Origin of the sequence: Microbacterium sp. NPDC089698 (genome assembly GCF_044749045.1) — a bacterium.
Taxonomy (GTDB): domain Bacteria; phylum Actinomycetota; class Actinomycetes; order Actinomycetales; family Microbacteriaceae; genus Microbacterium.
The window spans coordinates 260551-281831 of record NZ_JBIVHE010000007.1 but is presented as its reverse complement, the minus strand read 5'-3'; the positions used below and the strand labels follow the sequence as shown (position 1 = coordinate 281831).

At 70.9% G+C, this 21281-nt stretch carries 23 protein-coding genes; 3 read left to right on the top strand and 20 right to left on the bottom strand.

Annotated features, from left to right (window positions below):
* Positions 1-26: 26 nt before the first annotated feature.
* The 11 genes from ACIPY5_RS18255 to infC all read right to left on the bottom strand — a co-directional run bounded on the left by ACIPY5_RS18255 (position 27) and on the right by infC (position 8836).
* Positions 27-953 (bottom strand): amino acid ABC transporter permease, encoded by a 927-nt coding sequence (locus ACIPY5_RS18255; protein ID WP_400973242.1) that lies wholly within the window; start codon positions 951-953, stop codon positions 27-29.
* A complete protein-coding gene (locus tag ACIPY5_RS18250) occupies positions 950-1606 on the bottom strand; it encodes an amino acid ABC transporter permease (RefSeq protein ID WP_309356839.1) in 657 nt (218 codons plus the stop codon). Before ACIPY5_RS18250 ends, ACIPY5_RS18255 begins: the two co-directional genes overlap by 4 nt.
* 92 nt (positions 1607-1698) lie before the next feature.
* Positions 1699-2607 carry a glutamate ABC transporter substrate-binding protein gene (locus tag ACIPY5_RS18245; protein ID WP_400973239.1) on the bottom strand — a complete coding sequence of 303 codons (909 nt, stop codon included), beginning with the start codon at positions 2605-2607 and terminating at the stop codon, positions 1699-1701.
* 42 nt (positions 2608-2649) lie between these two features.
* Positions 2650-3441 carry an amino acid ABC transporter ATP-binding protein gene (locus ACIPY5_RS18240; protein WP_309356841.1) on the bottom strand — a complete coding sequence of 264 codons (792 nt, stop codon included), beginning with the start codon at positions 3439-3441 and terminating at the stop codon, positions 2650-2652.
* 176 nt (positions 3442-3617) lie between these two features.
* Entirely contained in the window at positions 3618-4595 is a 978-nt protein-coding gene (locus ACIPY5_RS18235; protein WP_400973235.1) for a TAXI family TRAP transporter solute-binding subunit, read from the bottom strand.
* Entirely contained in the window at positions 4592-5971 is a 1380-nt protein-coding gene (locus tag ACIPY5_RS18230) for a sensor histidine kinase (RefSeq protein WP_400973232.1), read from the bottom strand. Before ACIPY5_RS18230 ends, ACIPY5_RS18235 begins: the two co-directional genes overlap by 4 nt.
* 3 nt (positions 5972-5974) lie before the next feature.
* On the bottom strand, positions 5975-6643 hold the full coding sequence (locus tag ACIPY5_RS18225; protein ID WP_309356844.1) for a response regulator transcription factor: 669 nt from the start codon (positions 6641-6643) through the stop codon (positions 5975-5977).
* Positions 6644-6668: 25 nt separating this feature from the next.
* Positions 6669-7469 (bottom strand): TrmH family RNA methyltransferase, encoded by an 801-nt coding sequence (locus tag ACIPY5_RS18220; protein ID WP_400973229.1) that lies wholly within the window; start codon positions 7467-7469, stop codon positions 6669-6671.
* Between the two features lie 67 nt (positions 7470-7536).
* Positions 7537-7923 (bottom strand): 50S ribosomal protein L20, encoded by a 387-nt coding sequence (gene rplT, locus ACIPY5_RS18215; protein WP_045272308.1) that lies wholly within the window; start codon positions 7921-7923, stop codon positions 7537-7539.
* A gap of 29 nt (positions 7924-7952) precedes the next feature.
* Positions 7953-8147: a 50S ribosomal protein L35 gene (rpmI, locus tag ACIPY5_RS18210; RefSeq protein ID WP_182253581.1), complete on the bottom strand. Its 195-nt coding sequence runs from the start codon at positions 8145-8147 to the stop codon at positions 7953-7955.
* Positions 8148-8233: 86 nt separating this feature from the next.
* Entirely contained in the window at positions 8234-8836 is a 603-nt protein-coding gene (gene infC, locus ACIPY5_RS18205; RefSeq protein WP_396652888.1) for a translation initiation factor IF-3, read from the bottom strand.
* Between the two features lie 307 nt (positions 8837-9143).
* On the opposite strand from infC, the gene ACIPY5_RS18200 reads away from it, so the two are divergent.
* Entirely contained in the window at positions 9144-9521 is a 378-nt protein-coding gene (locus ACIPY5_RS18200) for a DUF1844 domain-containing protein (protein WP_374954868.1), read from the top strand.
* A gap of 38 nt (positions 9522-9559) precedes the next feature.
* Here ACIPY5_RS18200 and ACIPY5_RS18195 read toward each other — a convergent pair whose 3' ends face one another.
* From ACIPY5_RS18195 to ACIPY5_RS18170, 6 genes are all read right to left on the bottom strand, one after another.
* Entirely contained in the window at positions 9560-10381 is an 822-nt protein-coding gene (locus ACIPY5_RS18195; RefSeq protein WP_400973224.1) for an SseB family protein, read from the bottom strand.
* Positions 10365-11111 (bottom strand): bifunctional 1-(5-phosphoribosyl)-5-((5-phosphoribosylamino)methylideneamino)imidazole-4-carboxamide isomerase/phosphoribosylanthranilate isomerase PriA, encoded by a 747-nt coding sequence (gene priA, locus ACIPY5_RS18190; protein WP_309340704.1) that lies wholly within the window; start codon positions 11109-11111, stop codon positions 10365-10367. Before priA ends, ACIPY5_RS18195 begins: the two co-directional genes overlap by 17 nt.
* A gap of 111 nt (positions 11112-11222) precedes the next feature.
* Entirely contained in the window at positions 11223-11873 is a 651-nt protein-coding gene (gene hisH / locus ACIPY5_RS18185) for an imidazole glycerol phosphate synthase subunit HisH (protein ID WP_400973222.1), read from the bottom strand.
* A complete protein-coding gene (gene hisB / locus ACIPY5_RS18180) occupies positions 11870-12490 on the bottom strand; it encodes an imidazoleglycerol-phosphate dehydratase HisB (protein WP_309356956.1) in 621 nt (206 codons plus the stop codon). The genes hisH and hisB overlap by 4 nt, the downstream gene beginning before the upstream one ends.
* Positions 12487-13572, bottom strand: a complete 1086-nt coding sequence (locus ACIPY5_RS18175; RefSeq protein ID WP_400973219.1) for a histidinol-phosphate transaminase — start codon at positions 13570-13572, stop codon at positions 12487-12489. The genes hisB and ACIPY5_RS18175 overlap by 4 nt, the downstream gene beginning before the upstream one ends.
* A 49-nt stretch (positions 13573-13621) precedes the next feature.
* The gene (locus tag ACIPY5_RS18170) at positions 13622-13978 is read right to left on the bottom strand and encodes a LysM peptidoglycan-binding domain-containing protein (RefSeq protein ID WP_375907084.1); all 357 of its coding nucleotides are present in this window, start codon (positions 13976-13978) and stop codon (positions 13622-13624) included.
* A 322-nt stretch (positions 13979-14300) separates the two neighbouring features.
* Between ACIPY5_RS18170 and lexA the strand changes: the two genes are divergently transcribed.
* Positions 14301-14987, top strand: coding sequence for a transcriptional repressor LexA (gene lexA, locus ACIPY5_RS18165; RefSeq protein WP_309356953.1), 687 nt, complete (start codon positions 14301-14303; stop codon positions 14985-14987).
* A 138-nt stretch (positions 14988-15125) separates the two neighbouring features.
* Here lexA and metE read toward each other — a convergent pair whose 3' ends face one another.
* The 3 genes from metE to ACIPY5_RS18150 all read right to left on the bottom strand — a co-directional run bounded on the left by metE (position 15126) and on the right by ACIPY5_RS18150 (position 19261).
* A complete protein-coding gene (metE, locus tag ACIPY5_RS18160; protein WP_400973215.1) occupies positions 15126-17447 on the bottom strand; it encodes a 5-methyltetrahydropteroyltriglutamate--homocysteine S-methyltransferase in 2322 nt (773 codons plus the stop codon).
* A gap of 35 nt (positions 17448-17482) precedes the next feature.
* On the bottom strand, positions 17483-18496 hold the full coding sequence (locus tag ACIPY5_RS18155) for a methylenetetrahydrofolate reductase (RefSeq protein ID WP_400973212.1): 1014 nt from the start codon (positions 18494-18496) through the stop codon (positions 17483-17485).
* A 75-nt stretch (positions 18497-18571) separates the two neighbouring features.
* Positions 18572-19261 carry an SGNH/GDSL hydrolase family protein gene (locus ACIPY5_RS18150; RefSeq protein ID WP_400973211.1) on the bottom strand — a complete coding sequence of 230 codons (690 nt, stop codon included), beginning with the start codon at positions 19259-19261 and terminating at the stop codon, positions 18572-18574.
* 91 nt (positions 19262-19352) lie between these two features.
* Between ACIPY5_RS18150 and ACIPY5_RS18145 the strand changes: the two genes are divergently transcribed.
* Positions 19353-21269, top strand: coding sequence for a prolyl oligopeptidase family serine peptidase (locus ACIPY5_RS18145; protein ID WP_400973209.1), 1917 nt, complete (start codon positions 19353-19355; stop codon positions 21267-21269).
* Positions 21270-21281: the final 12 nt, after the last annotated feature.

Below are 21281 nucleotides of genomic sequence, written 5' to 3'. Positions count from 1 at the left end.
AGCCCCTCACTGAGCGCGCCGGAGTCTCAGAACTGCCCGCCGCCGGAGTCGAGCCGGCCGGCGCGCCCCTGCAGGGCGATGACCTCGGTCAGGGTCGACTCGTCGTCCGCCGCGGCGTTGCCGGCGTCATGGTGGACCTTCGGCGAGCGCCGGGTGCGCACCTCGAGCCACTTCGCGACGCCGGACAGGATCAGGCACATCGAGATGTAGATGACTGCGACGATCAAGCCCGCCTGCAGCAGCGGCCTGCCCGGCTGCGAGCTGAGGTACTTGGCGTAGTAGATGAGCTCTGGGTAGGTGATGATGAAGCCGAGCGCGGTGTCCTTCAGGGTCACGACGAGCTGCGCGACGATGATCGGCAGCATGGCCCGGATCGCCTGAGGGAGCAGGATGAACGCCATCACGCCGGACTTCCGCAGGCCGATCGCGTAGCCGGCCTCCTTCTGACCGCGCGGCAGTGCTTCCACGCCCGCGCGCAGGGCCTCGGCGAGCACCGATCCGTTGTACAGGACGAGACCGATCACGACGGCCGCGTACGCCGACATGCGGAAGGTCGACCCCGGGATCGAGTTCACGCCGTAGAAGAAGATCATCATCATGACCAGCACCGGCACGGCGCGGAGCAGCTCGATCACGACGGTGACGGGCACCCGCACCCAGGCGTGCTCCGAGAGCCGTCCGATCGCGAGCACGAAGCCGAGGACCAGGCTGCCGACCGCCGCGGCGAGGAACGCGCTGACCGTCGCCCACAACGCCTGAGCCATGCCCTGCCAGACGAGCGTGTAGGTGAACAGGTTCCAGCGGGCGGCGTCGAACTGCCCCGTCACGGCGAAGCGGTAGACGACGAAGCCGATCGCCGCGAGGACGACGAGCACGGTGGCGGCGCCGAGGATGCGATTGCGGGCCACGGCCCTGGGGCCGGGGACGTCGTAGAGAACGGATGCGCCGCTCATCGGACGATCCTCCACTTCTTCTCGAAGTGCCGTTGCACGAGGCTGAGCACGAACACCAGGACGATGAACACCACGGCGACCCAGAGCAGGATCTCCATGACGGTGCCGGGGCGGTTCGGCGAATCCGCGACGGTCGCGCGGAGCGCTGCGAGTTCGGCGATCGAGAACCCGGCCGCCACCGTGGTGTTCTTCAGCAGGGCGATGAACACGCTCATCATCGGCGGCACGACCGAGCGGAACGCCTGCGGCATGACCACCAGCGTCATGACCTGCCCGAAGGACAGCCCGATCGCGCGCGCTGCCTCGGCCTGTCCCACCGGCACCGTGTTGATGCCCGCGCGCAGCACTTCGGCGACATAGGTCGCCGTGTAGATGCCGAGCGCGATGATGCCCAGCGGCATGAAAGGGATCTCCGGCAGGTCGAGCTTCGGATAGCCGAACACGAAGAAGAAGAACACCAGGGTCAGCGGGGTGTTGCGGACCAGATTCACATAGACCGTGCCCACGCCGCGGGCGATCGGCACCGGCGAGACCCGCATGGCGCCGACGATGGTGCCCAGCACGAGCGCCAGTGCGCCGCCGCCGAGGAAGAGCAGGACCGTGTTCAGGGTCGCCTTGCCCCACAGGTCGAGGTTGCCCAGGAGTGCGTCCACGCGATCTCTCCTTCGAGTTCGAGGACTTCGGATGGGGGATGTCGTCGGGAGGGGACGCGGCCGGCGGGATCAGTCCCGCCGGCCGCTGCGGCTCACTTGTCGACGGCGGGCTGAGCGACCTTCAGGCCGCTCGCACCGAGGTTCTTCTCGAAGATCGCCTTCCAGGTGTCGCCCCCGTCGGTGAACATCTTGTTGATGAACGACTGCAGCGCGGTGTCGCCCTTGGCGAGGCCGACGCCGTAGCGCTCGGTGGTGAACGGCTCGCCCACGACCTTGAGCTCCGTCGGGTCCTGCGCGGCGTAGCCGATCAGGATGGCCTGGTCGGTGGTGACCGCGTCGACCTGCTTGCTGATCAGCTGGTCCACGCACGCGGAGTACAGGTCGAGGCCGACGGTCTTGGTGTCGGGGAAGTTCGCCTGGATGTTCTGCAGCGGGGTGGACCCGGTCGCGGAGCAGACGGTCTTGCCCGCGAGGTCCTTCTCGCTCTTGATCGTGTCCTCGCCCTTGCGGACCAGGAGGCCCTGCCCGGTGACGAAGTACGGGCCGGCGAAGTCGATCACGGCCTTGCGCTTGTCGGTGATCGAGTAGGTGCCGACGTAGTAGTCGATGTCGCCGTTCACGATCGACTGCTCGCGGTTCGCGGACGGGATCGGCTTGAACTCGATCTTGTCCTCGCTGTAGCCGAGCGAGGCCGCGATCCAGCGCGCGATGTCGACGTCGAAGCCGCTGCGCGTGCCGGTGGTCGCATCCTTGAATCCGAGACCGGGCTGGTCCTCCTTGACGCCGATCGTGATCTTGCCGTTTTTGGTGATCCGGTCGAACGTCGGGCTGCCTTCGAGCTTGACGTCCTTCGCGACCTCGAACAGCGGCTTGTCGCTGGTCGGGCTCACGCCCTCCCCCGTAGCTCCGGGGCTGGTGGGGCTGCCGCTGTTGCAGCCCGTGAGGGCGATCAGGGCGACGGCCGCGATGCCGATGCCCGTGAGGATCCGTGACTTTCGCATGAGCTTCTCCTTCGTTGCAGGTGCTGTGGTGCGGGGATCAGGTCAGTGGGTGAGGAGCTTGGACAGGAAGTCCTTGGCCCGGTCGGACCGCGGGTTCGTGAAGAACTCCTCGGGCTGGGCCTCCTCGAGGATCCGGCCGTCGGCCATGAACACGACGCGGTTCGCCGCCTTGCGGGCGAAGCCCATCTCGTGCGTGACGACGATCATCGTCATGCCGCTCGCGGCGAGCTCGATCATGACGTCGAGGACCTCGGTGATCATCTCCGGGTCCAGGGCGCTGGTCGGCTCGTCGAAGAGCATCACCTTGGGGTGCATGGCCAGTGCGCGTGCGATGGCGACGCGCTGCTGCTGGCCGCCGCTGAGCTGCGCGGGCAGCTTCGACGCCTGGGCGGCGACGCCGACGCGCTCGAGCAGCTGCATCGCCTCCTTCTCGGCATCCGCCTTCTTGAGCCCGCGGACCTTGATCGGTCCGAGCGTGACGTTCTCCAGGATCGTCAGGTGGGCGAAGAGGTTGAACGACTGGAAGACCATGCCCACGTCGGCGCGCAGTTGGGCCAGGCCCTTGCCCTCGGCGGGCAGCTCCTCGCCGTCGATCGTGATCGAGCCGCTGGTGATGGTCTCCAGCCGGTTGATCGTGCGGCAGAGCGTGGACTTGCCGGATCCGGACGGGCCGATGATCACGACCACCTCGCCCTTGTGCACGGTGAGGTCGATGTCGGTCAGAGCCTGGAAATCGCCATAGTGCTTCTGCACGTTCTGCACGACGACGAGGGGGGCGCCGACGGGCGCAGCGGCGGGTTCGGGACGTTCGGCAGCAGGGGTGACGTCGGTCATGGCTGACTCTCCATCGAATCGAATGGCCGGATGTTCGGGCTGGTGCCGGAACCCCACGGCTCCGACCCGACGAGGCTATTGATCGGGAGACGCCCCGTGGGTTTCCTTGAGCCTTTCTTGAGGCGGGTGCAGATACCTCGGCGGATGCCGCCGTCGGAGGGATCCGCGTGCGGGCGTCAGTCGTGGGTCTCGCGGTAGTAGCGCGCGGCCCCGCTGTGCAGGGCGATCGGGTCGGTGAAGATCGCCTGCCGTCGATCGAGCAGCGCGGCCGCCGGCGCATGCCGGGCGATCGTCGCGCGTTCGTCGAAGAGCACGGCGGTCGCGTCGTGGATGAGGCCCTCCGGCGCGTCCGCGCGGGTGACGAGATAGTTCGGCACGGTCATCGTCACGGTCGAGGAATCGATGCCGTAGCCGCCGATCGGGAAGTCCGCCTGCCGGTAGGCCCCCGCATGCGCCGTGTTGACCGCCTCGACGACGGACGGCGGGATCGAGAGCAGCCGGATCGGGGTGTCGGCCGCGAGCGCGGCGATGCCGGGGGTCGGCAATCCGCCGACCCAGAAGAAGGCCTCGATCTCGCCCTTGCGCAGCGCGGCGATCGAGCCTTCCAGGCCCAGCTCGGGGTTGCGGATCGTGGCGGCGTCGACGTGGGCGGCGGCGAGCACCCGGCCCGCGACGAGCTCCACCCCCGACCCGCGCGCGCCGAGGGACACCGCACGCCCGGCGAGGTCGCCGAGGTCGTGCAGGTCGGACCCCTCGCGGACCACGATGTGCACGTACTCGTCGTAGAGGCGCGCGACCGCGACGATCGGGACGGCTTCGCGGAAGGCGCCGGTGCCGGCCACGGCGTCGGCGACCGCATCGCCCTGGGCGAATCCGAGCACCGCGCGCCCGGATCCGACCCGCTCCAGGTTGTCGACGGATCCGTTGGTCTGCTGCACGGCGAACCGCGCTCCCAGACGCGAGGTCAGAGCATCGGCGAACTGCTGACCGTAGGAGTAGTACACGCCGGTCGCTCCCCCGCCCGCGATCGCCTGCGGCTTGTCCGCCCAGCCGCGATCCGCGGGCGCGCAGGATGCGAGGCCGCACGCGCTGAGCACGCACAGCAGGAGCGCGAGCAGCATCCGCGCCGACGCACGCAGGGGTCGCCTCGTCATCGCACCTCCGCAGCCGGGAGCACGAGGACCACGTGGAGCCCGCCGCCGTCCGCCGCCTCGACCCGCACCCCGGCGTCGACCGTGGCCAGCAGATCCGTGGCGATCGCGAGCCCGAGGCCGGTTCCGGGGATCGCACGGGTCCGGTCGCTGCGCCAGTGCCGGTCGGTGGCGCGCGCGAGGTCCTCCTCGGGGATGCCGGGGCCGTGATCCCGTACCGACAGTTCGCACCCCGCCTCGGCCCGCGCGGCCGTGACCTCGATCGCGGTGCCGGCGGGCGAGAACTTCACGGCGTTGTCGATCACCGCGTCCAGCGCGCTCTCCGCGATGGTCTCGTCGGTGCGCGAGCGCACCGGCCCGTCGACGTGCAGCACGAGCGCGACGCCCTTCGCGGCCGCCGCATCCCGCCAGGCCGCCACCCGGCGCTCCGCGAGCGCGGCGAGATCGATCGGATCCCGCAGCGGGGCCGGATCCGCGCCGCGCGCGAAGGACAGCAGCGTGTCCAGGATCCGGGTCATCCGCCGGCCCTCCTCGCGCGTGGCCTCGACCTCGCCGTCCCAGCCGCGGTCCAGACCCGTGGCGAGCGACTCCACTCGCAGCAGCAGCGCGCTCAGCGGATTGCGCAGCTCGTGCGAGGCGTTGAGCGCGAACTCCTGCTGCCGCGATACGACGCGCTCGATCTCCTCCGCCATGCGGTTGAAGAGCAGGATCATCCGGTGCAGCTCCGGCGGGCCCGTGTCGTCCGCGATCCGCGCCTCCATGTCTCCGCGCTCGATGGCCTCCATGGCCTCGTCCACACGGTGCACGGGCTTGAGCACCCACCGCGCGAGCCCCAGCACCACGAGAAGGCCGATCCCGATCGCGATGACGCTGACGATGCCGAGCAGGATCCACTGCCGCACGATCTCGGCCCGCGGCGCCTCCACGCTCGCCGACATGACCACGGCGCCGATCACGTCGCCCTGGTCGAAGATCGGCTCGACGAGGGACTGTTCGGCGAACTGCCAGGGCAGCAGGACCGGTTCCGGCAGATCGCTGCGCCGTCCGGAGAGGGCGAGCTGCACCTTGTTCGCCGTCGCGTCGTCCAGCACCGGCGCGTCGCCCTGCTGCGGCGACCACGGCCGGCCGGATCGGTCGACCACGATCACCCGCGTGCCGTACAGCTCGTGATAGCGCCGCAGCTCGCCGTCCAGCACCTCGGCGCTTCCGGACAGCAGCGCCTGCCGCGCACTCGTCACGAAGGTGCCGATGTCACCGACCTGCTGCGTGTAGAAGCTCTGCTGCACGCCGCGCGAGGCTGTCCAGCCGTACGCGCCGCCGAGCAGCAGCAGCACGGCCGCGAGCGGCACCAGGAACACGATGACGAGGCGCTTGCGCACGGGTCACAGTCCGGTCAGCCGGTAGCCCACGCCGCGCACGGTCTCGATGAGCGCGGGCCGCCCGAGCTTGCGGCGGATCGAGGCGACGTGCACCTCGAGCGAGCGTGCGAAGCTCTGCCAGTCGGTGTTCCACACCTCGCGGATGAGCCGCTCCCTCGGCACGGGCACGCCCGGGTAGCGGGCCAGCACCGCGACGATGTCGAACTCCTTGCGGGTCAGCTCCACGGGATCGCCGTCCACGAGCACCCGGCGCGCGACCAGATCGATCCGCACGCCGTCGATGTCGATCCCCACGGGACCGACCTCTGCGCCGATCGCATGGCTGCGGCGGGTGACCGCCTCGATGCGGGCCAGCAGCTCCTGCACGTCGTAGGGCTTGACGAGGAAGTCGTCCGCTCCGGCCCGCAGGCCTCGGATCCTCTCGTGCACCTGGCTGCGCGCCGTGGCGATGAGGATCGGGACCCCGCTGACCGCGCGGATGCGGCGGCACAGCTCGATGCCGTCGATGTCGGGGAGGCCGAGGTCCAGGATCACCGCCTCGGTGTCCGTCCCGAGCATGTCGAGCGCTCCGCGCCCGTCCCCGGCGCGCTCGACCGCGTAGCCGGCGCGGCCGAGGAAGCCGGCAAGGGCATCGGCCACGCGTTCGTCGTCTTCGACGATGAGGATCTTCATACCGGGGGCGTGTCTCCTTCTGCCCCTAGGCCCGCTGCGCGAACGCGCTCTCGTACAAGCAGACGCTCGCGGCGGTCGCGAGGTTCAGCGATTCGGCCCTCCCGAAGATCGGCAGCCGCAGCGCCCGATCGGCCAGCTGCAGCGCAGGTTCTTCGAGCCCGCGCGCCTCATTCCCGAACAACCAGGCAGTGGGCCGCGCGAGCACGCCCTCGGCGCGGGCCGCGAGCAGGTCGTCGCCCTTCACGTCGGCCGCGACCACCTGCAGGCCCGCGGCGTGCGCCCGTTCGACGACATCGGCGAGCTCCCCGCCGACCGAGACCGGCAGATGGAACAGGGATCCGGTGGTCGAGCGCACGACCTTCGGGTTGTACAGGTCGACCGTGCGGCCGGTGAGCACGACCGCGTCGGCGCCGGTGGCGTCCGCGGCGCGGATGATCGTGCCGAGGTTGCCGGGGTCGCGCACCTCCTCGCAGATCGCGACGAGACGAGGCGAGGCGGCGAAGATCTCGCGCACCGAGGTGGGCGTCTGCCGCGCGACCGCGACCACCCCCTGCGGGGTGACGGTGTCGGCCATCGCCGCGAGCACGAACTCCGTCACGTACTCGAAGCGCACGTCGGCGCCGGCCGCCGCCTGGCGCAGATCGCCGTGCTTGTCCCACGCTGTCGGCGTCGCGAAGAGTTCGACGATCGCCTCGGGACGATAGGACAGCGCCTCGCGCACCGCCTGAGGTCCCTCGAGAAGGAACAGGCCGGTCTCGGTGCGGGCACTGCGCTTGGTGAGCTTGGCGACGGCGCGCACGCGCGGGGATCGGGGATTCTCCAGCACCCTCACAGTCTAGGGACACCGAAGGGGCGCCGTCCTCGCGGACGACGCCCCTTCGTGAATCAGATGCTTACGCAGCCGACTTGGGCGCGTTGACGTCCGCCGGCAGAGCCTTGCGGGCCGTCTCGACCAGAGCGGCGAAGGTCGCCGGCTCGTTCACCGCGAGCTCGGCGAGCATGCGGCGGTCGACCTGGACGCCGGCGAGACCGAGGCCCTGGATGAAGCGGTTGTACGTGATGCCGTTCTGGCGGGCAGCGGCGTTGATGCGCTGGATCCACAGACGGCGGAAGTCGCCCTTGCGCTTGCGACGGTCGCGGTACGCGTAGACGAGGGAGTGGGTGACCTGCTCCTTCGCCTTGCGGTACAGGCGCGAGCGCTGGCCACGGTAACCCGAGGCGCGCTCGAGGATGACGCGGCGCTTCTTGTGAGCGTTGACGGCGCGCTTGACTCTAGCCATTTTCGTGTATTCCTATCGTGCGATCGGCGTCAGCGGCCGAGGAGCTTCTTGGCGACCTTGGCGTCTGCCTTCGACAGCACCTGGTCCTGGTTGAGGCGACGGGTGCGACGGCTCGACTTCAGCTCGAGGTTGTGGCGCATCCCGGCCTGCTGCTTCTTCAGCTTTCCGCTGCCGGTGATCTTGAAGCGCTTCTTGGCACCCGAGTGGGTCTTCTGCTTCGGCATCTTCTCTTCCTTCGTATGGCGCCCAGCTGGGCGACAGGGTTCTGCCCGTCGTGCGGGAGGTCTGTGTGGGGCTGTGGGATCCGGGATCACTCAGCCGGTGCGGCCGGAGCGGCCGGAGTGCCGGGCGCCTTGGCATCCCGGGCGGCCTGCTTGTTGGCCGCGCGCTGCGCGTCGCGCACCGCGTTCTGCTCGGCCTTCGCCTCGGACTTGTTCTTCAGCGGGGCGACCACCATGACCATGTTGCGTCCGTCGATGGTGGGGTTGGACTCCACCGTGCCGAACTCGGCCACGTCCTCCGCGAACTTGCGGAGGAGTCGCACGCCCTGCTCGGGACGGGACTGCTCCCGGCCGCGGAACAGGATCATCGCCTTCACCTTGTCGCCCGCCTTGAGGAAGCCCTCGGCGCGCTTGAGCTTCGTCGTGTAGTCGTGCGCTTCGATCTTCAGACGGAAGCGCACCTCCTTCAGGATCGTGTTCGCCTGGTTGCGGCGAGCTTCCTTCGCCTTCTGCGCCGCCTCGTACTTGAACTTGCCGTAGTCCATGATCTTGACCACGGGAGGCTTCGAGTTCGGGGCGACCTCGACGAGGTCGAGGTCGGCTTCCTGCGCAAGACGCAGCGCCGCCTCGATACGGACGACGCCGATCTGCTCACCCGCGGGGCCGACGAGGCGGACCTCGGGGACGCGGATGCGCTCATTGGTGCGGGGATCGCTGATGCGGACTCCTTAGACGATGGTTTCGGCCACCGTGATCCGGACGGATCACGGGCGAAATCAGAATCGTCCCACCCGCCGGCATTCAGACGCCGGCGGCACCCTGACCCGCTGCGCAGCCTTCGCTGCACAGCGGCTACCGATGTGAATCGGCGGAGTGCTGAACCCGGTAGCCTTGAGCGGCAAGCGCGGGTGGGAAGTGAATCCTCTTTCGTGCCGGGACGAGAAGTCCCGGAGCCCGCAGAAGTCTATCAGAAGGCAAGACCTTCGGAAAGCCGGCACAGTGAGCACTCCCGCGCCCGACGGCCACGAGCACGTCACCCCCCTCTCCCCCGACGCGTCGGGGGCCGCCCGCGACATCGCGGATGTCGCCGCGGTCGAGGTGATCACCACGGCCGCCGTGCACCTGCTGAGCGCGGCCGCGGTCAAGGTGGGCCTCGCGGACGACCCCGAGACGCAGAAGGACCTGGACGAGGCGCGCAAGCTCATCAACGCCCTGGCCGGTCTCATCACGGCCGCCGCCCCCGAGATCAGCGACATGCACGCGCGCTCCCTGCGCGACGGCCTGCGCTCCGTGCAGCTCGCCTTCCGCGAGGCCTCCGTCATCCCCGACCCGATCGGGCAGGGTCCGGGCGAGAAGTGGACCGGACCGGTCAACTGAGTCCGCACCGGCGGAGGCGAGTTCGCTCGCTTCCGCCGTCAGGTGCTCGCGCGCAGGCGCACGGTGAGCGAGTCGACGAGCACCGCGATGCGGTCGTCGGCGGCCCAGCGCTGGGCGAGGCGGGCGAGCACCGCGTCGAGCGTCTCCCGGTCCAGTCCCTCGACGAGCTCGAGCGTGACGATGAGCTCCGGCCCGCGCAGACGCGCGTCCGGGTCGCCGGCGGAGACGGCGACGTCGATCACGGCGAGCTCGCTGCCGACGCTCTCCAGGAGGCCCGCGTAGACCTCGGGCGAGAGGAAGCTCGGCTCCCAGTGCTGCCCCTGTGCGATCGCCCACACCGCGGGGCGGCGAAGCACGAACTCGGTCGCCGATCCGGGATCCAGCACGATCAGCTCCGCGTCGCCCGACGACGCGGAGAGCGCCACTCGGGCTGCCTCGACCGGGATCGGGCGAGCGATCGGATCCCAGGAGCGCATGGTGTCCACGCTCGTGAAGGCCGGCTGCACCGTGCGGCCGTCGGGCGCGGCGACCGTGACGAGGGAGAGCTCCTGCGTCTTGTCCACGGTCAGGCCGGACGGCGCCACGCCCTCCTCGCCCTTCTCCGCGACGAGCGGCACGAGCACGCGCGCTGCACGGAACGCGTCCACGACCTCGGCCTGCGAGCCGTCACCGGCGCGGAAGCGCGTCAGGGCCTCCCAGAGGGCGGGATCCGCGGAGCCGTCATCGCTCGCGCGGGTGTTCTCCTGGAAGGAGCGTCCCGCCCAGGGCACCCCGGCGGAGTCGCCCGTGTTGTCGTGCGCGCCGTGGTCGTGATCGTGATCGCAGGCCCCGGACGCGGCGTGGTCAGGATCCGGCGACATCCAGCGCCTCGGCCAGGGTGAACGCGCCGGCGTACAGCGCCTTGCCGACGATCGCGCCCTCGACGCCGAGCGGCACGAGCTCGCGGAGCGCGGCGATGTCGTCGAGGTTCGCGATGCCGCCCGAGGCCACGACGGGCTTCGGCGTGCGCGCGGTGATCTCGCGGAGCAGATCGAGGTTCGGGCCCTTGAGCGTGCCGTCCTTGGTGACGTCGGTCACGACGTAGCGGCTGCAGCCGGCGTCCTCGAGGCGGTCGAGGACCGTCCAGAGGTCGCCGCCCTCCTTGGTCCAGCCACGGGCGGCGAGGGTCGTGCCGCGCACGTCCAGGCCCACCGCCACCGCGTCGCCGTAGCGGGCGATGACGTCGGCCGCCCACTCGGGGTTCTCGAGCGCCGCGGTGCCGAGGTTGATCCGGGCAGCACCCGACTCCAGCGCCGCCTCGAGGCTCGCGTCGTCGCGGATGCCGCCGGACAGCTCGACGTTGACGCCGCGGAACTGCTTGATCACGCGACGCAGGATCGCCGTGTTGCTGCCACGGCCGAACGCGGCATCGAGGTCGACCAGGTGGATCCACTCGGCGCCCTGATCCACCCACTCCGCGGCGGCGTCCATCGGATCGCCGTAGCTCGTCTCGCTTCCGGCCTCGCCCTGGGTGAGGCGGACGGCCTGTCCGCCGGCGACGTCGACCGCGGGGAGGAGGGTCAGGGAGGGGGACTGCGCGAACTCGTTCATGTCGTCCTTCGGGTCACGATGCACCGCGCGCTTCGGGCGCGGCACGAGAGAAGAGAGTAGTCCGCGCGCGGTCGGGGCACCAATCCTCCGCCGTCGCGCGGCACAGGCGGATCAGAGCGTGGAGATCCAGTTCCGGAGCAGCTGGATGCCCGCCTCTCCGGACTTCTCCGGGTGGAACTGGGTCGCCGAGAGCGGGCCGTTCTCGACCGCGGCGAGGAAGCGCGAGCCGTGCTCGGCCCAGGTGAGGTGCGGCTCGGGGAACGGCGGCATGACCTCGAGCTCCCAGGACTGCGCAGCGAAGGAGTGCACGAAGTAGAAGCGCTCATGCTCGATCCCCCGGAACAGCACGCTGCCCGGGTCCGGCTCCACGGTGTTCCAGCCCATGTGCGGCAGCACCGGCGCGTCGAGCTCGGTCACGATCCCGGGCCACTCGCCGAGTCCGTCGACCTCGGCGCCGCGCTCGACGCCGCCCGCGAACAGCACCTGCATGCCCACGCAGATGCCCAGCACCGGACGACCGCCGGCCAGCCGCCGCTCGATGATCTCGTCGCCGCGATGCGCGGCCAGCGCCTCGCGGACCGCAGCGAACGCACCGACGCCCGGCACCACGAGCCCGTCGGCCTCGAGCGCCGCGGTGCGGTCACCGGTGAGCTGCGCGTCCGCGCCGGCGCGGATCAGCGCCTTCACGGCGGAGTGCACATTGCCGGATCCGTAGTCGAAGACCGCGACGGTCGGACGCCGCCCCTCCGCCCCCTCGCTCACAGCGCCCCCTTGGTCGAGGGCACGCCGACGACCTGGGGGTCGAGCGCCTTGGCCTGACGGAACGCCCGCGCGAACGCCTTGAACTCGGCCTCTGCGATGTGGTGCGGGTCGCGACCGCTGATCACGCGCACGTGCACGGTCAGGGCGGCGTTGTACGCGATCGCCTCGAAGACGTGACGCACGAGGGATCCGGTGAAGTGGCCGCCGATGAGGTGGTGCTCGTAGCCGGCCGGCTCCCCCTCGTGCACGAGATACGGGCGCCCCGAGATGTCGACGACCGCCTGCACGAGCGCCTCGTCCAGCGGGACGAGCGCGTCGCCGTAGCGGGAGATGCCGCTCTTGTCGCCGAGGGCCTCGCGGATCGCCTGGCCGAGCACGATCGCCACGTCCTCCACCGTGTGGTGCGCGTCGATGTGGGTGTCGCCCGAGGCGCGCACGGTCAGGTCGGTCAGCGAGTGCTTCGCGAACGCCGTCAGCAGGTGGTCGAAGAACGGGACCGAGGTGTCGATGTGGCTCTGACCCGTGCCGTCGAGGTCGAGCTGGAGCTCGATCGTCGACTCGGACGTGGAGCGGGTGCGGCGCGCGGTCCGGGCCGCAGCGGGGGTCTCAGCGGTCATGAGGCCGATCCTATCGAGGCGAGGGCGTCCAGGAATGCGGTGGTCTCGGCCTCGGTTCCGGCCGTGACGCGCAGGTGGTTCGGGATCCCGACATCGCGGATCAGCACGCCCCTGTCGTAGAGCGCACGCCAGGTCGCCGCGGGATCGGAGACCCCTCCGAAGAGCACGAAGTTCGACCACGAGGGGTGCGGTGCGTATCCCAGCGCCTCGAGAGTCGCGGAGATCCGATCGCGCTGCGCGACGATCTCGTCGACCATCGCGAGCATGACGGGAGCGTTCCGCAGCGCCGCGATGGCCGCCGCCTGGGTGAGCGCGCTCAGGTGGTACGGAAGGCGCACGAGACGCAGCGCGTCGATGAACGCCGGATCCGCGGCGAGGTAGCCGACCCGCGCGCCGGCGAAGGCGAAGGCCTTGCTCATGGTGCGGGACACGGCGAGCCGCGGCCGCCCCTCGAGCAGCGTCAGTGCGCTCGGCGAGTCCTTCGGGGCGAACTCCTGGTAGGCCTCGTCGACGATCACGATGCCGCGCGCGGCCTCGTAGACCGCCTCGATCACATCGAGCGGCAGCGGCGTGCCCGTGGGGTTGTTCGGTGCGCACAGCAGGATCACGTCGGGATCGTGCTCCCGGACCTGCGCGACCGCCTCGTCGACGGTCAGCTCGTAGTCGGGGTGGCGCGTACCGGCGATCCAGGTCGCGCCGGTGCCCTGCGCGAGCAGCGGGTACATCGAGTAGGTCGGCGCGAACCCGAACACGGAGCGGCCGGGGCCGGCGAAGGCCTGCAGGATGTGCTGGAGCACCTCGTTGGACCCGTTGCCCGCCCAGATGTTCGCGGCCCCGAGGCCGTGGCCGAGGTAACCGGCGAACGCCTCCCTGAGCTCGGTGAACTCGCGGTCCGGGTAGCGGTTGACGTCGCGCAGCGCGACGGCGATGTCGTCGAGGATGTCGCTCGCGACCTGCTCGGGAACCGGATGCGTGTTCTCGTTCACGTTCAGCGCCACGGGCAGCGGCGCCTGCGGGGCGCCGTAGGGGCGCAGCCCGCGGAGGTCGTCGCGAAGGGGTAAGTCGTCGAGCGAGGCAGTCACCCTGCCATGCTAGGCGGCCCAGCTGTGGCGTACGCGCCGCATGACGAGATCAACGACCGGTCGCGCCGTACTCCGCGGGGATGGCCAGGTGCTGGCCGACCTCGATCACCCCGCCGTCGACGAGGTTCAGCTGGGAGATCTTGGCGACGACGTCGCGCGGATCGGCGTTCGGCGCCACCTCGCCCGCGATCGACCACAGGGTGTCGCCGGGCTGGACGGTGATGGTCGTGAAGGTGTTGCCCGTCGTCTGCTCTCCGGAGGCGAGCGCGGATCCGCCGCTCAGCGCCGCGAACGCGATCGCCGCAGCCACCGGGAGCGCGACCAGCGCGGCGAGCACGCGCCGGCCGCGTGCGGTGATCCGCAGTCGCGTGGCGGGAACCGGACCGGCGAAGGTGATGCTGCTCATGGTGCTTCTCCTCAGTGTCTGTGTCGGTCCGCCTCTCCCCGGATCGGGATCCTCTGTGGAGGATCTTCGAATCCGGGCCTCTGGAGAGGCGAACCTACGTACCGAAACTACTTTCGAGTTCGAACATCTGTCAAGCGTTCTTCGAATATCGGTTCCGATGAATCGCCGACACGCTCGAACAGATCTATCGATTCCGCGCCGATCTCGGATACGGTTTCGATACGAAGACCCCATCACGGACCACCGACATTCGAATCGCCGCCCGCGAATCCATGCCGATTCCCCGGATCCGCGAGGGCCCGATGCACACGAAGGAGATGGCATGAGCGACGGTGCGAACCTCGGCTCCGAGGCCCCGCGGACGCGGCGCCGCAAGAGCCTCAGTGCGAAGCAGATGGCGATCCTCGAGGTCATCCAGACCTCGATCGCCCGGTACGGCTACCCGCCGAGCATGCGCGAGATCGGCGACGCCGTGGGCCTCAAGTCCCTCAGCAGCGTGACGCATCAGCTCGGGCAGCTCGAGCTCAGCGGCTACCTGCGTCGCGACGCCGGCAAGACCCGCGCCATGGAGGTCCTCATCGACCTGCCAGGCCTCTCCACGGAGAACCCGGCCGACGCCGCGCCCTCGGTCGGCGACGCCGCGCTCGTGCCCCTCGTGGGCCGGATCGCGGCCGGAGTGCCGATCACCGCGGAGCAGCAGGTCGAGGAGATCTTCCCCCTCCCCCGCCAGCTGGTCGGCAAGGGCGACCTGTTCATGCTCAAGGTCTCGGGCGAGTCGATGATCGACGCGGCCATCTGCGACGGCGACTGGGTGGTCGTGCGCTCGCAGGGCACCGCCGAGAACGGCGAGATCGTCGCGGCCATGCTCGACGGCGAGGCCACGGTCAAGACGTTCCGCCGCCGGGACGGCCACGTGTGGCTGCTCCCCCGCAACAGCGCCTTCGAGCCGATCCTGGGCGACGACGCCACGGTGCTCGGCAAGGTCGTGGCGGTGCTGCGGGCGGTCTGATCCGCGCCTTCCCGCTCCCCGCTCCATCCACGTCGAGGCCCCCTCTGCGCACCGAGGCCCCCTCTCAGATCCGGATCTGAGAGGGGGCCTCGGTGCTGCGAGGGGGCCTCGACGAAGGACGGCGTCCGGCGCGGTCGCTCAGACCGCGACCGACACGTCCTCGCGGACGCGGCGGGTGGCCTCCACGATGTTGCGCAGCGAGGCGTTGGTCTCCTCGTAGCCGCGGGTCTTCAGGCCGCAGTCCGGGTTGACCCAGAGCTGGCGCGTCGGGATCTCCTCGACCGCACGGCGCAGGAGCGCCTCGACCTCGGAGGCGTCGGGCACGCGCGGCGAGTGGATGTCGTACACGCCGGGGCCGATGCCGTGGTCGAAGCCGGCCGCGGCGATGTCGGTGACGACCTCCATGCGGCTGCGCGCAGCCTCGATCGACGTGACGTCGGCGTCGAGCGCGCGGATCGCGTCGATCACGACGCCGAACTCCGAGTAGCAGAGGTGCGTGTGCACCTGCGTCGCCGTCTCCGCACCCGCCGTGGACAGGCGGAACGAGGCGACGGACCAGTCGAGGTACGCCGGCTGGTCGGCCTTCTTGAGCGGCAGCAGCTCGCGCAGCGCCGGCTCGTCGACCTGAATGACGGCGATCCCGGCGGCCTCGAGGTCTGCGATCTCGTCGCGCAGCGCCAGGGCGACCTGGTTGGCCGTCTCGGCGAGCGGCTGGTCGTCGCGGACGAACGACCAGGCGAGGATCGTGACCGGGCCGGTCAGCATGCCCTTCATCGGCTTCGCGGTGAGGGACTGCGCGTACTCCGACCACGCGACCGTGATCGGCGCAGGACGGGAGACGTCGCCCCAGAGGATCGACGGGCGCGTGGCCCGGGATCCGTAGGACTGCACCCAGCCGTTCTCGGTGACGTCGAAGCCGTCGAGGTTCTCCGCGAAGTACTGCACCATGTCGTTGCGCTCGGGCTCTCCGTGCACGAGCACGTCCAGGCCGAGTTCCTCCTGCAGCGTCACGACTCGGCCGATCTCCTCGCGGAGGAACCCGTCGTACTCGTCCGCGGTGATCTCGCCCTTGGTGAACTGCGCGCGGGCGCGACGGATCTCGCCCGTCTGCGGGAAGGATCCGATGGTCGTCAGCGGCAGGGCGGGCAGGTCGAGCGCGATCGACTGCGCGGCCACACGGGCCTCGTAGTCGCCGCGGTCGAAGTCCGCGGCGGTCAGCGCCGAGGTGCGAGCGCGGACGGCGTCCACGCGCACGCCCGGAGCGCCGAGGCGGTCGGCCAGCGCGGCCGAGGCGGCGTCGAGCTCGGCGGAGATCGCGGCGCGCCCCTCGGCCAGGCCCTTGGCGAGGGTCGTGACCTGAGCGACCTTCTGGTCGGCGAAGGCGAGCCAGCTCACGAGGCGCGCGTCGAGCTTCGTCTCGTCCGCGACGTCGTGCGGCACGTGCTGCAGCGAGGTCGAGGTCGCCGCGGCCACGCCGGCGGCGCCGAGCCCGCGCAGGGCCTCGAGCGTATCGAACGCCGCGGAGAGGTCGCCCCGCCAGATGTTGTGCCCGTCGACCACGCCGCCGACGAGCACCTTGTCGGCGAGGCCGGGAACGGCCGCGGGGACGGTGCCGCGCACGAGGTCGAGGCCGATCGCCTCGATCGGAGCCGCGGCGAGGACGGCGAGGTTCGCGTCGAGGGCGGCGTACGGGGCCGCGACGAAGATCGCCGGACGCTCCGCGAGACCGCCGAGCGCCGCGTACGCCCGCTCTGCGGCGGCGCCGAGCACGGCCGCCGAGGCCGGCAGCGACTCGCTCACGAGCGCGGGCTCGTCGAGCTGCACCCACTCCGCGCCGGCGGCCTTGAGCGCGCCCAGCACCTCGGCGTAGACGGCGACGAGGTCATCCAGGCGCGACAGCGGGTCGAAGCCCTCCGGCGCCTCGTCGGCGGCCTTGGCGAGGGCGAGGAACGTGACGGGGCCTACGAGCACGGGACGGGTGCGGAAACCGGCCTCCGCCGCCTCCTGCACCTGACGCACCACACGGTCGCTGGAGAGGGAGAAGACGGTGTCCGGCCCGATCTCCGGCACGAGGTAGTGGTAGTTCGTGTCGAACCACTTCGTCATCTCGAGGGGGGCGCGCTCGCCCTCACCGCGGGCGACCGTGAAGTACGCGGGCAGGCCGATCGTGCCGTCGGCGGAACGGAGGTCCTCGAAGCGTGCAGGGATCGCGCCCACCGTGACCGCGGCGTCGAGCACCTGGTCGTAGTAGGAGAACGACTCGGGGATCGCCGAGTCGGAGCGGCCGAGGCCCTGCGCGGCGAGGCGCTCGCGCGTCGTCGCGCGCAGCTCGGCGGCGGTGCGCTCGAGTTCGGCCTCGTCGATCCGTCCGGCCCAGAACGCCTCGACGGCCTTCTTGAGCTCACGGCGACGGCCGATGCGCGGGTAGCCCAGGACGGTGCCCTCGGGGAATGCGGTCATGACGGTCCTCTCTGACGGATGGGGAAGGGTGCGGCTCAGCGCGCGCCGCTGGTCTCTGCGAGCCGGCGGGCGTCGCCCGGCTGGGGTGCCGCCCCGCCCTCGGGGATGACCCCGGCGGCGGTGAGCACGTCCAGCACGGTGCGGTGCTGGTTGAACGCGTACAGGTGGATCCCGGGGGCGCCGCCGTCCACGAGCTCGCGCACCAGCTCGGCCGCATGCGCGACGCCGATCCGGGTGCGGCCCTCGGCGGTCGGCTCCACCTCGAGGTCGATCGACAGCTCGGCGGGAAGCTCCTCACCGCTCAGCTCGAGCACGCGGCGCAGGCGCGCGGGCGAGGTGATCGGCATGATGCCGGGCAGGATCGGGATCGTCACCCCTGCACGGCGTGCGCGCTCGACGAAGGCGAAGTAGTCGTCCGGGTGGAAGAAGAGCTGCGTGATCGCGAGGGTCGCCCCCGCGGCTTGCTTGGCCAGCAGCGCGTCGATGTCCTGGTTGCGGTACGTCGACCGCGGGTGTCCGTTGGGGTAGGCCGCGACCGCGATGTTCACCTTCCGGCGCGGCGTGACCTGCACGGCTCCGGGAACGCCCGGGATCGGCCGTTCCTGGTACGGCGCCCGCTCGGCCTGTGCGCGGTCGATGAGTTGCACGAGCTGCGCCGAGCTCTCCAGGTCGCCGAGGAACGGCTGGCTCTCATCCAGCGGCGGGTCGCCGCGCAGGGCGAGGAAGCTGAGGATCCCCGCGTCGAGGAACTCGCGGATCAGCCGCGAGGCTCCGGCGTACGTGTTGCCGACGCAGGTGAGGTGCGCGAGCGGATCGACGGCGGTGTGCTCGCGGATGTAGCGCAGCACGTCGAGCGAGCGTCCGCCCACGGATCCGCCCGCCCCGTAGGTGACCGAGATGAATCGCGGCGCCGCGGAGGCGAGCTGCTGGATCGTCTCGTGCAGCGCCTCGATCGGGGCCGTGGTGCGCGGCGGATACAGCTCGAAGGAGACCGGGACGCGCGGAACGACGGCCCCGGCGGGGGCGAACGGCGGCGCGTCGAAGGACATCTCTCTCCTGGGTCGGGGCGGTCACCCCACGCTAGGCGGCGCCGCCCTGCGACGCGTGCTGTGTTTCGCCATGTGTCATCCGCTCTGCGCCGTCCGCGTCGCCAGCGCCCGGGCCACCGCCTGCGCGATGGCCTGCTGCCCTTGAGCGGTGGGATGCACGTCATCGGGCAGCATCAGGTCCGCGCGCCCGCTCAGCGGCTGTCCGATGTCGATCACCCTGGCTCCGATGCCCTGCGCGTCCCCGGCCGTCTGCACGTCGATCGATGCCAGGCGATCCGGCTCCGGGGTGTCCGACCACACCGGGCTGACCACCAGGATCTGCGCGTCCGGCAGCCCGGCGCGCAGCGTCTGCAGCGTCTGCTCCGTGTCGGCAGAGAGGGTCGACGGCGTGCGATCGACGTCATTGCTGCTGCCGGAGATGATCACGATCGACGGGTGCAGGGTGAGCGCGACGGCGACCTGGTCGGCGAAGGTGTCGCCGTTGTTCCCGGCCGTGGCGAATCCGGAGCCGTCGCTGGCCAGATTCGTCAGCCGCCATCCGTACCGCTGGGCGAGCAGCGCGGGCCAGGCCTGGTCCGGGGCCAGGCCATGCCCCTCCATGATGGAGTCGCCGATCGCCACGACGGTCGGCCCCGCGGCGGAGGCATCCGTCACCTGAGGCACGACGTCCGGAGTCGACGCCTGGGCCGGCGCCGCCGACAGGGCGATGCTCAATCCCAGCACGACGCTGGCGCCCCAGGATGTGACCTTCGCGAACCGGCTCATGCTCGAACGGTACGCGGGCGACCCTGTGCCGAGCCTATGTCCGGTCCCTGAGCGGGCGAAAGCGTGTCTCCGGCATGACACACTCGGTCAGATGGAGAACGCGACGCGCAGCACCCCCTACGGATCCTGGCCCTCCCCGCTGTCCGCATCGGACCTCGCCGTCGCCGGCACGAAGATCGACGGCGCCCGGTATGCCGCGGGCGGGATCTGGTGGAGCGAGTCGGTGCCGCAGGAGCGCGGACGCATGCGCGTGATGCGCCGCGACGGCGAGGCCGCGGCGCAGGAGGTGCTGCGCACGCCGTGGAGCGCCCGCTCCCGCGTCCACGAGTACGGCGGCGGTGCGTGGACCGTCGCCGAAGACGGCACCCTGCTCTTCGTCGACGGCGAGAGCCAGCGCGTGCACCGGCTGGATCCCGGCTCGGATGCGCCCGTGCCGCTCACGGCGCAGGGCCCGCGGTACGGCGGGCTCAGGGTTCAGCAGGGGCGCCTGTTCGCCGTACGCGAGGACCTGCGCCCCGACCCGCATCAGCGCGCGATCGTCGAGATCCCGATGGACGGATCGGCGGCCGAGGACGACAGCGCGGTCGCCACGATCCTCAGCGGCGATGGCTTCTTCGCCCACCCGGCCCTCTCCCCCGATGGGACGAGGCTCGCGGTCGTCACCTGGGATGTGCGGCGGATGCCGTGGGAGGCGTCCGAAGCGCTCGTCGTGGACCTGGCGACCGGCACGCGAGCCCCGGTCGCGGGGCGCGCGGCGCTGCAGCCCGAGTGGCTCTCCGACGACGAACTGCTGTTCGCCGACGATGTGACCGGCCGATGGAACCTGCGCCGTGCGCGCATCGGCGTGCAGTCGGCTCCTCCCGCGCCGACACCATCAGCCACGATCGAGCCGTTCTCCGTGGCCGACGCCGACACCGGCGGCGGACTGTGGGTGCTCGGGCAGCGCTGGTTCCGGGTGCTCGAGGACGGCAGGATCCTCGCCGTCCGCACCAACGGGTCCGACGCCCTCGTGCTGCTCGACGCCGACGGCGCGCTCCTGCGCGAGCTCGACGTGCCCTTCGACGGCGATCTCAGCCTGGAGGACGCGCACGGATCCCGCGTGCTGATCACCGGTCAGGGACGACGGGTCACTCCGGGGCTCTGGGAACTGGATCTCGATGCGGGCGTGGCGCGCGCGATCCGCGGCGGCGATCCGGTCGACCCCGCGTGGGTGCCCGGTGCGCGCCCGGTGACCTTCGCCGGACCGCACGGCCCGGTGCACGCGTTCGACCACGCCCCGGCGAACCCGGATGCCGATGCGGATCCGCACGCCCTCCCGCCCTACGTCGTGCAGGTGCACGGCGGCCCGACGGCCCATTCCTCGGGCGCACAGGCGGGGTGGATCACCTACTTCACGAGCCGCGGCATCGGCGTGCTCGAGGTGAACTACGGCGGGTCCACCGGCTATGGCCGCGCCTACCGCGAGCGGCTGGACGGCCAGTGGGGCATCGTCGATGTGGACGACGTGCTGGCCGCGGCGCGGGGCCTGGCGGATGCCGGGCGCGCGGATCCCGCCCGCATCGCGATCCGCGGAGGGTCCGCCGGCGGCTGGACGGTGCTGTCCGCGCTCGTGCGCGGCGGGATGTTCGCCGCGGGCCTCGACCGGTACGGCGTCGTGGATCTGCGGCTGCTGGCCGAGGAGACGCACGACTTCGAGCGCTACTACCTCGACGGCCTCGTGGGGTCGCTGCCCGAGGCCGAGCAGACCTACATCGACCGCTCGCCGCTCACGCACGCGGACCGCATCGAGGTGCCGGTGCTGATCCTGCAGGGCGCCGACGACGCGGTCGTGCCGCCGTCGCAGTCGGAGGCGATCCGCGACGCGCTCGCCGCGCGCGGTGTCACGCACGAGTACGTGCTGTTCGAGGGCGAAGGACACGGGTTCCGCCAGGCGGACACGATCATCGCGGCCGCCCGGGCCGAGCTGCGGTTCCTGGGATCCGTGTTCGGATTCGATCCGATCCCCTAGGACCTGCTCCCG

Coding starts and splice junctions, on each gene's coding strand:
- rplT (WP_045272308.1), bottom strand. CDS start 7,923: ATGGCTAGAGTCAAGCGCGCCGTCAACGCTCACAAGAAGCGCCGCGTC.
- ACIPY5_RS18155 (WP_400973212.1), bottom strand. CDS start 18,496: ATGTCCTTCGACGCGCCGCCGTTCGCCCCCGCCGGGGCCGTCGTTCCG.
- ACIPY5_RS18225 (WP_309356844.1), bottom strand. CDS start 6,643: ATGAAGATCCTCATCGTCGAAGACGACGAACGCGTGGCCGATGCCCTT.
- ACIPY5_RS18195 (WP_400973224.1), bottom strand. CDS start 10,381: ATGTCGCCGGATCCTGACCACGCCGCGTCCGGGGCCTGCGATCACGAT.
- rpmI (WP_182253581.1), bottom strand. CDS start 8,147: ATGCCGAAGCAGAAGACCCACTCGGGTGCCAAGAAGCGCTTCAAGATC.
- hisB (WP_309356956.1), bottom strand. CDS start 12,490: ATGACCGCTGAGACCCCCGCTGCGGCCCGGACCGCGCGCCGCACCCGC.
- ACIPY5_RS18150 (WP_400973211.1), bottom strand. CDS start 19,261: ATGAGCCGGTTCGCGAAGGTCACATCCTGGGGCGCCAGCGTCGTGCTG.
- lexA (WP_309356953.1), top strand. CDS start 14,301: ATGAGCGACGGTGCGAACCTCGGCTCCGAGGCCCCGCGGACGCGGCGC.
- ACIPY5_RS18235 (WP_400973235.1), bottom strand. CDS start 4,595: ATGACGAGGCGACCCCTGCGTGCGTCGGCGCGGATGCTGCTCGCGCTC.
- ACIPY5_RS18255 (WP_400973242.1), bottom strand. CDS start 953: ATGAGCGGCGCATCCGTTCTCTACGACGTCCCCGGCCCCAGGGCCGTG.
- ACIPY5_RS18245 (WP_400973239.1), bottom strand. CDS start 2,607: ATGCGAAAGTCACGGATCCTCACGGGCATCGGCATCGCGGCCGTCGCC.
- metE (WP_400973215.1), bottom strand. CDS start 17,447: ATGACCGCATTCCCCGAGGGCACCGTCCTGGGCTACCCGCGCATCGGC.
- ACIPY5_RS18240 (WP_309356841.1), bottom strand. CDS start 3,441: ATGACCGACGTCACCCCTGCTGCCGAACGTCCCGAACCCGCCGCTGCG.
- ACIPY5_RS18145 (WP_400973209.1), top strand. CDS start 19,353: ATGGAGAACGCGACGCGCAGCACCCCCTACGGATCCTGGCCCTCCCCG.
- priA (WP_309340704.1), bottom strand. CDS start 11,111: ATGAACGAGTTCGCGCAGTCCCCCTCCCTGACCCTCCTCCCCGCGGTC.
- ACIPY5_RS18170 (WP_375907084.1), bottom strand. CDS start 13,978: ATGAGCAGCATCACCTTCGCCGGTCCGGTTCCCGCCACGCGACTGCGG.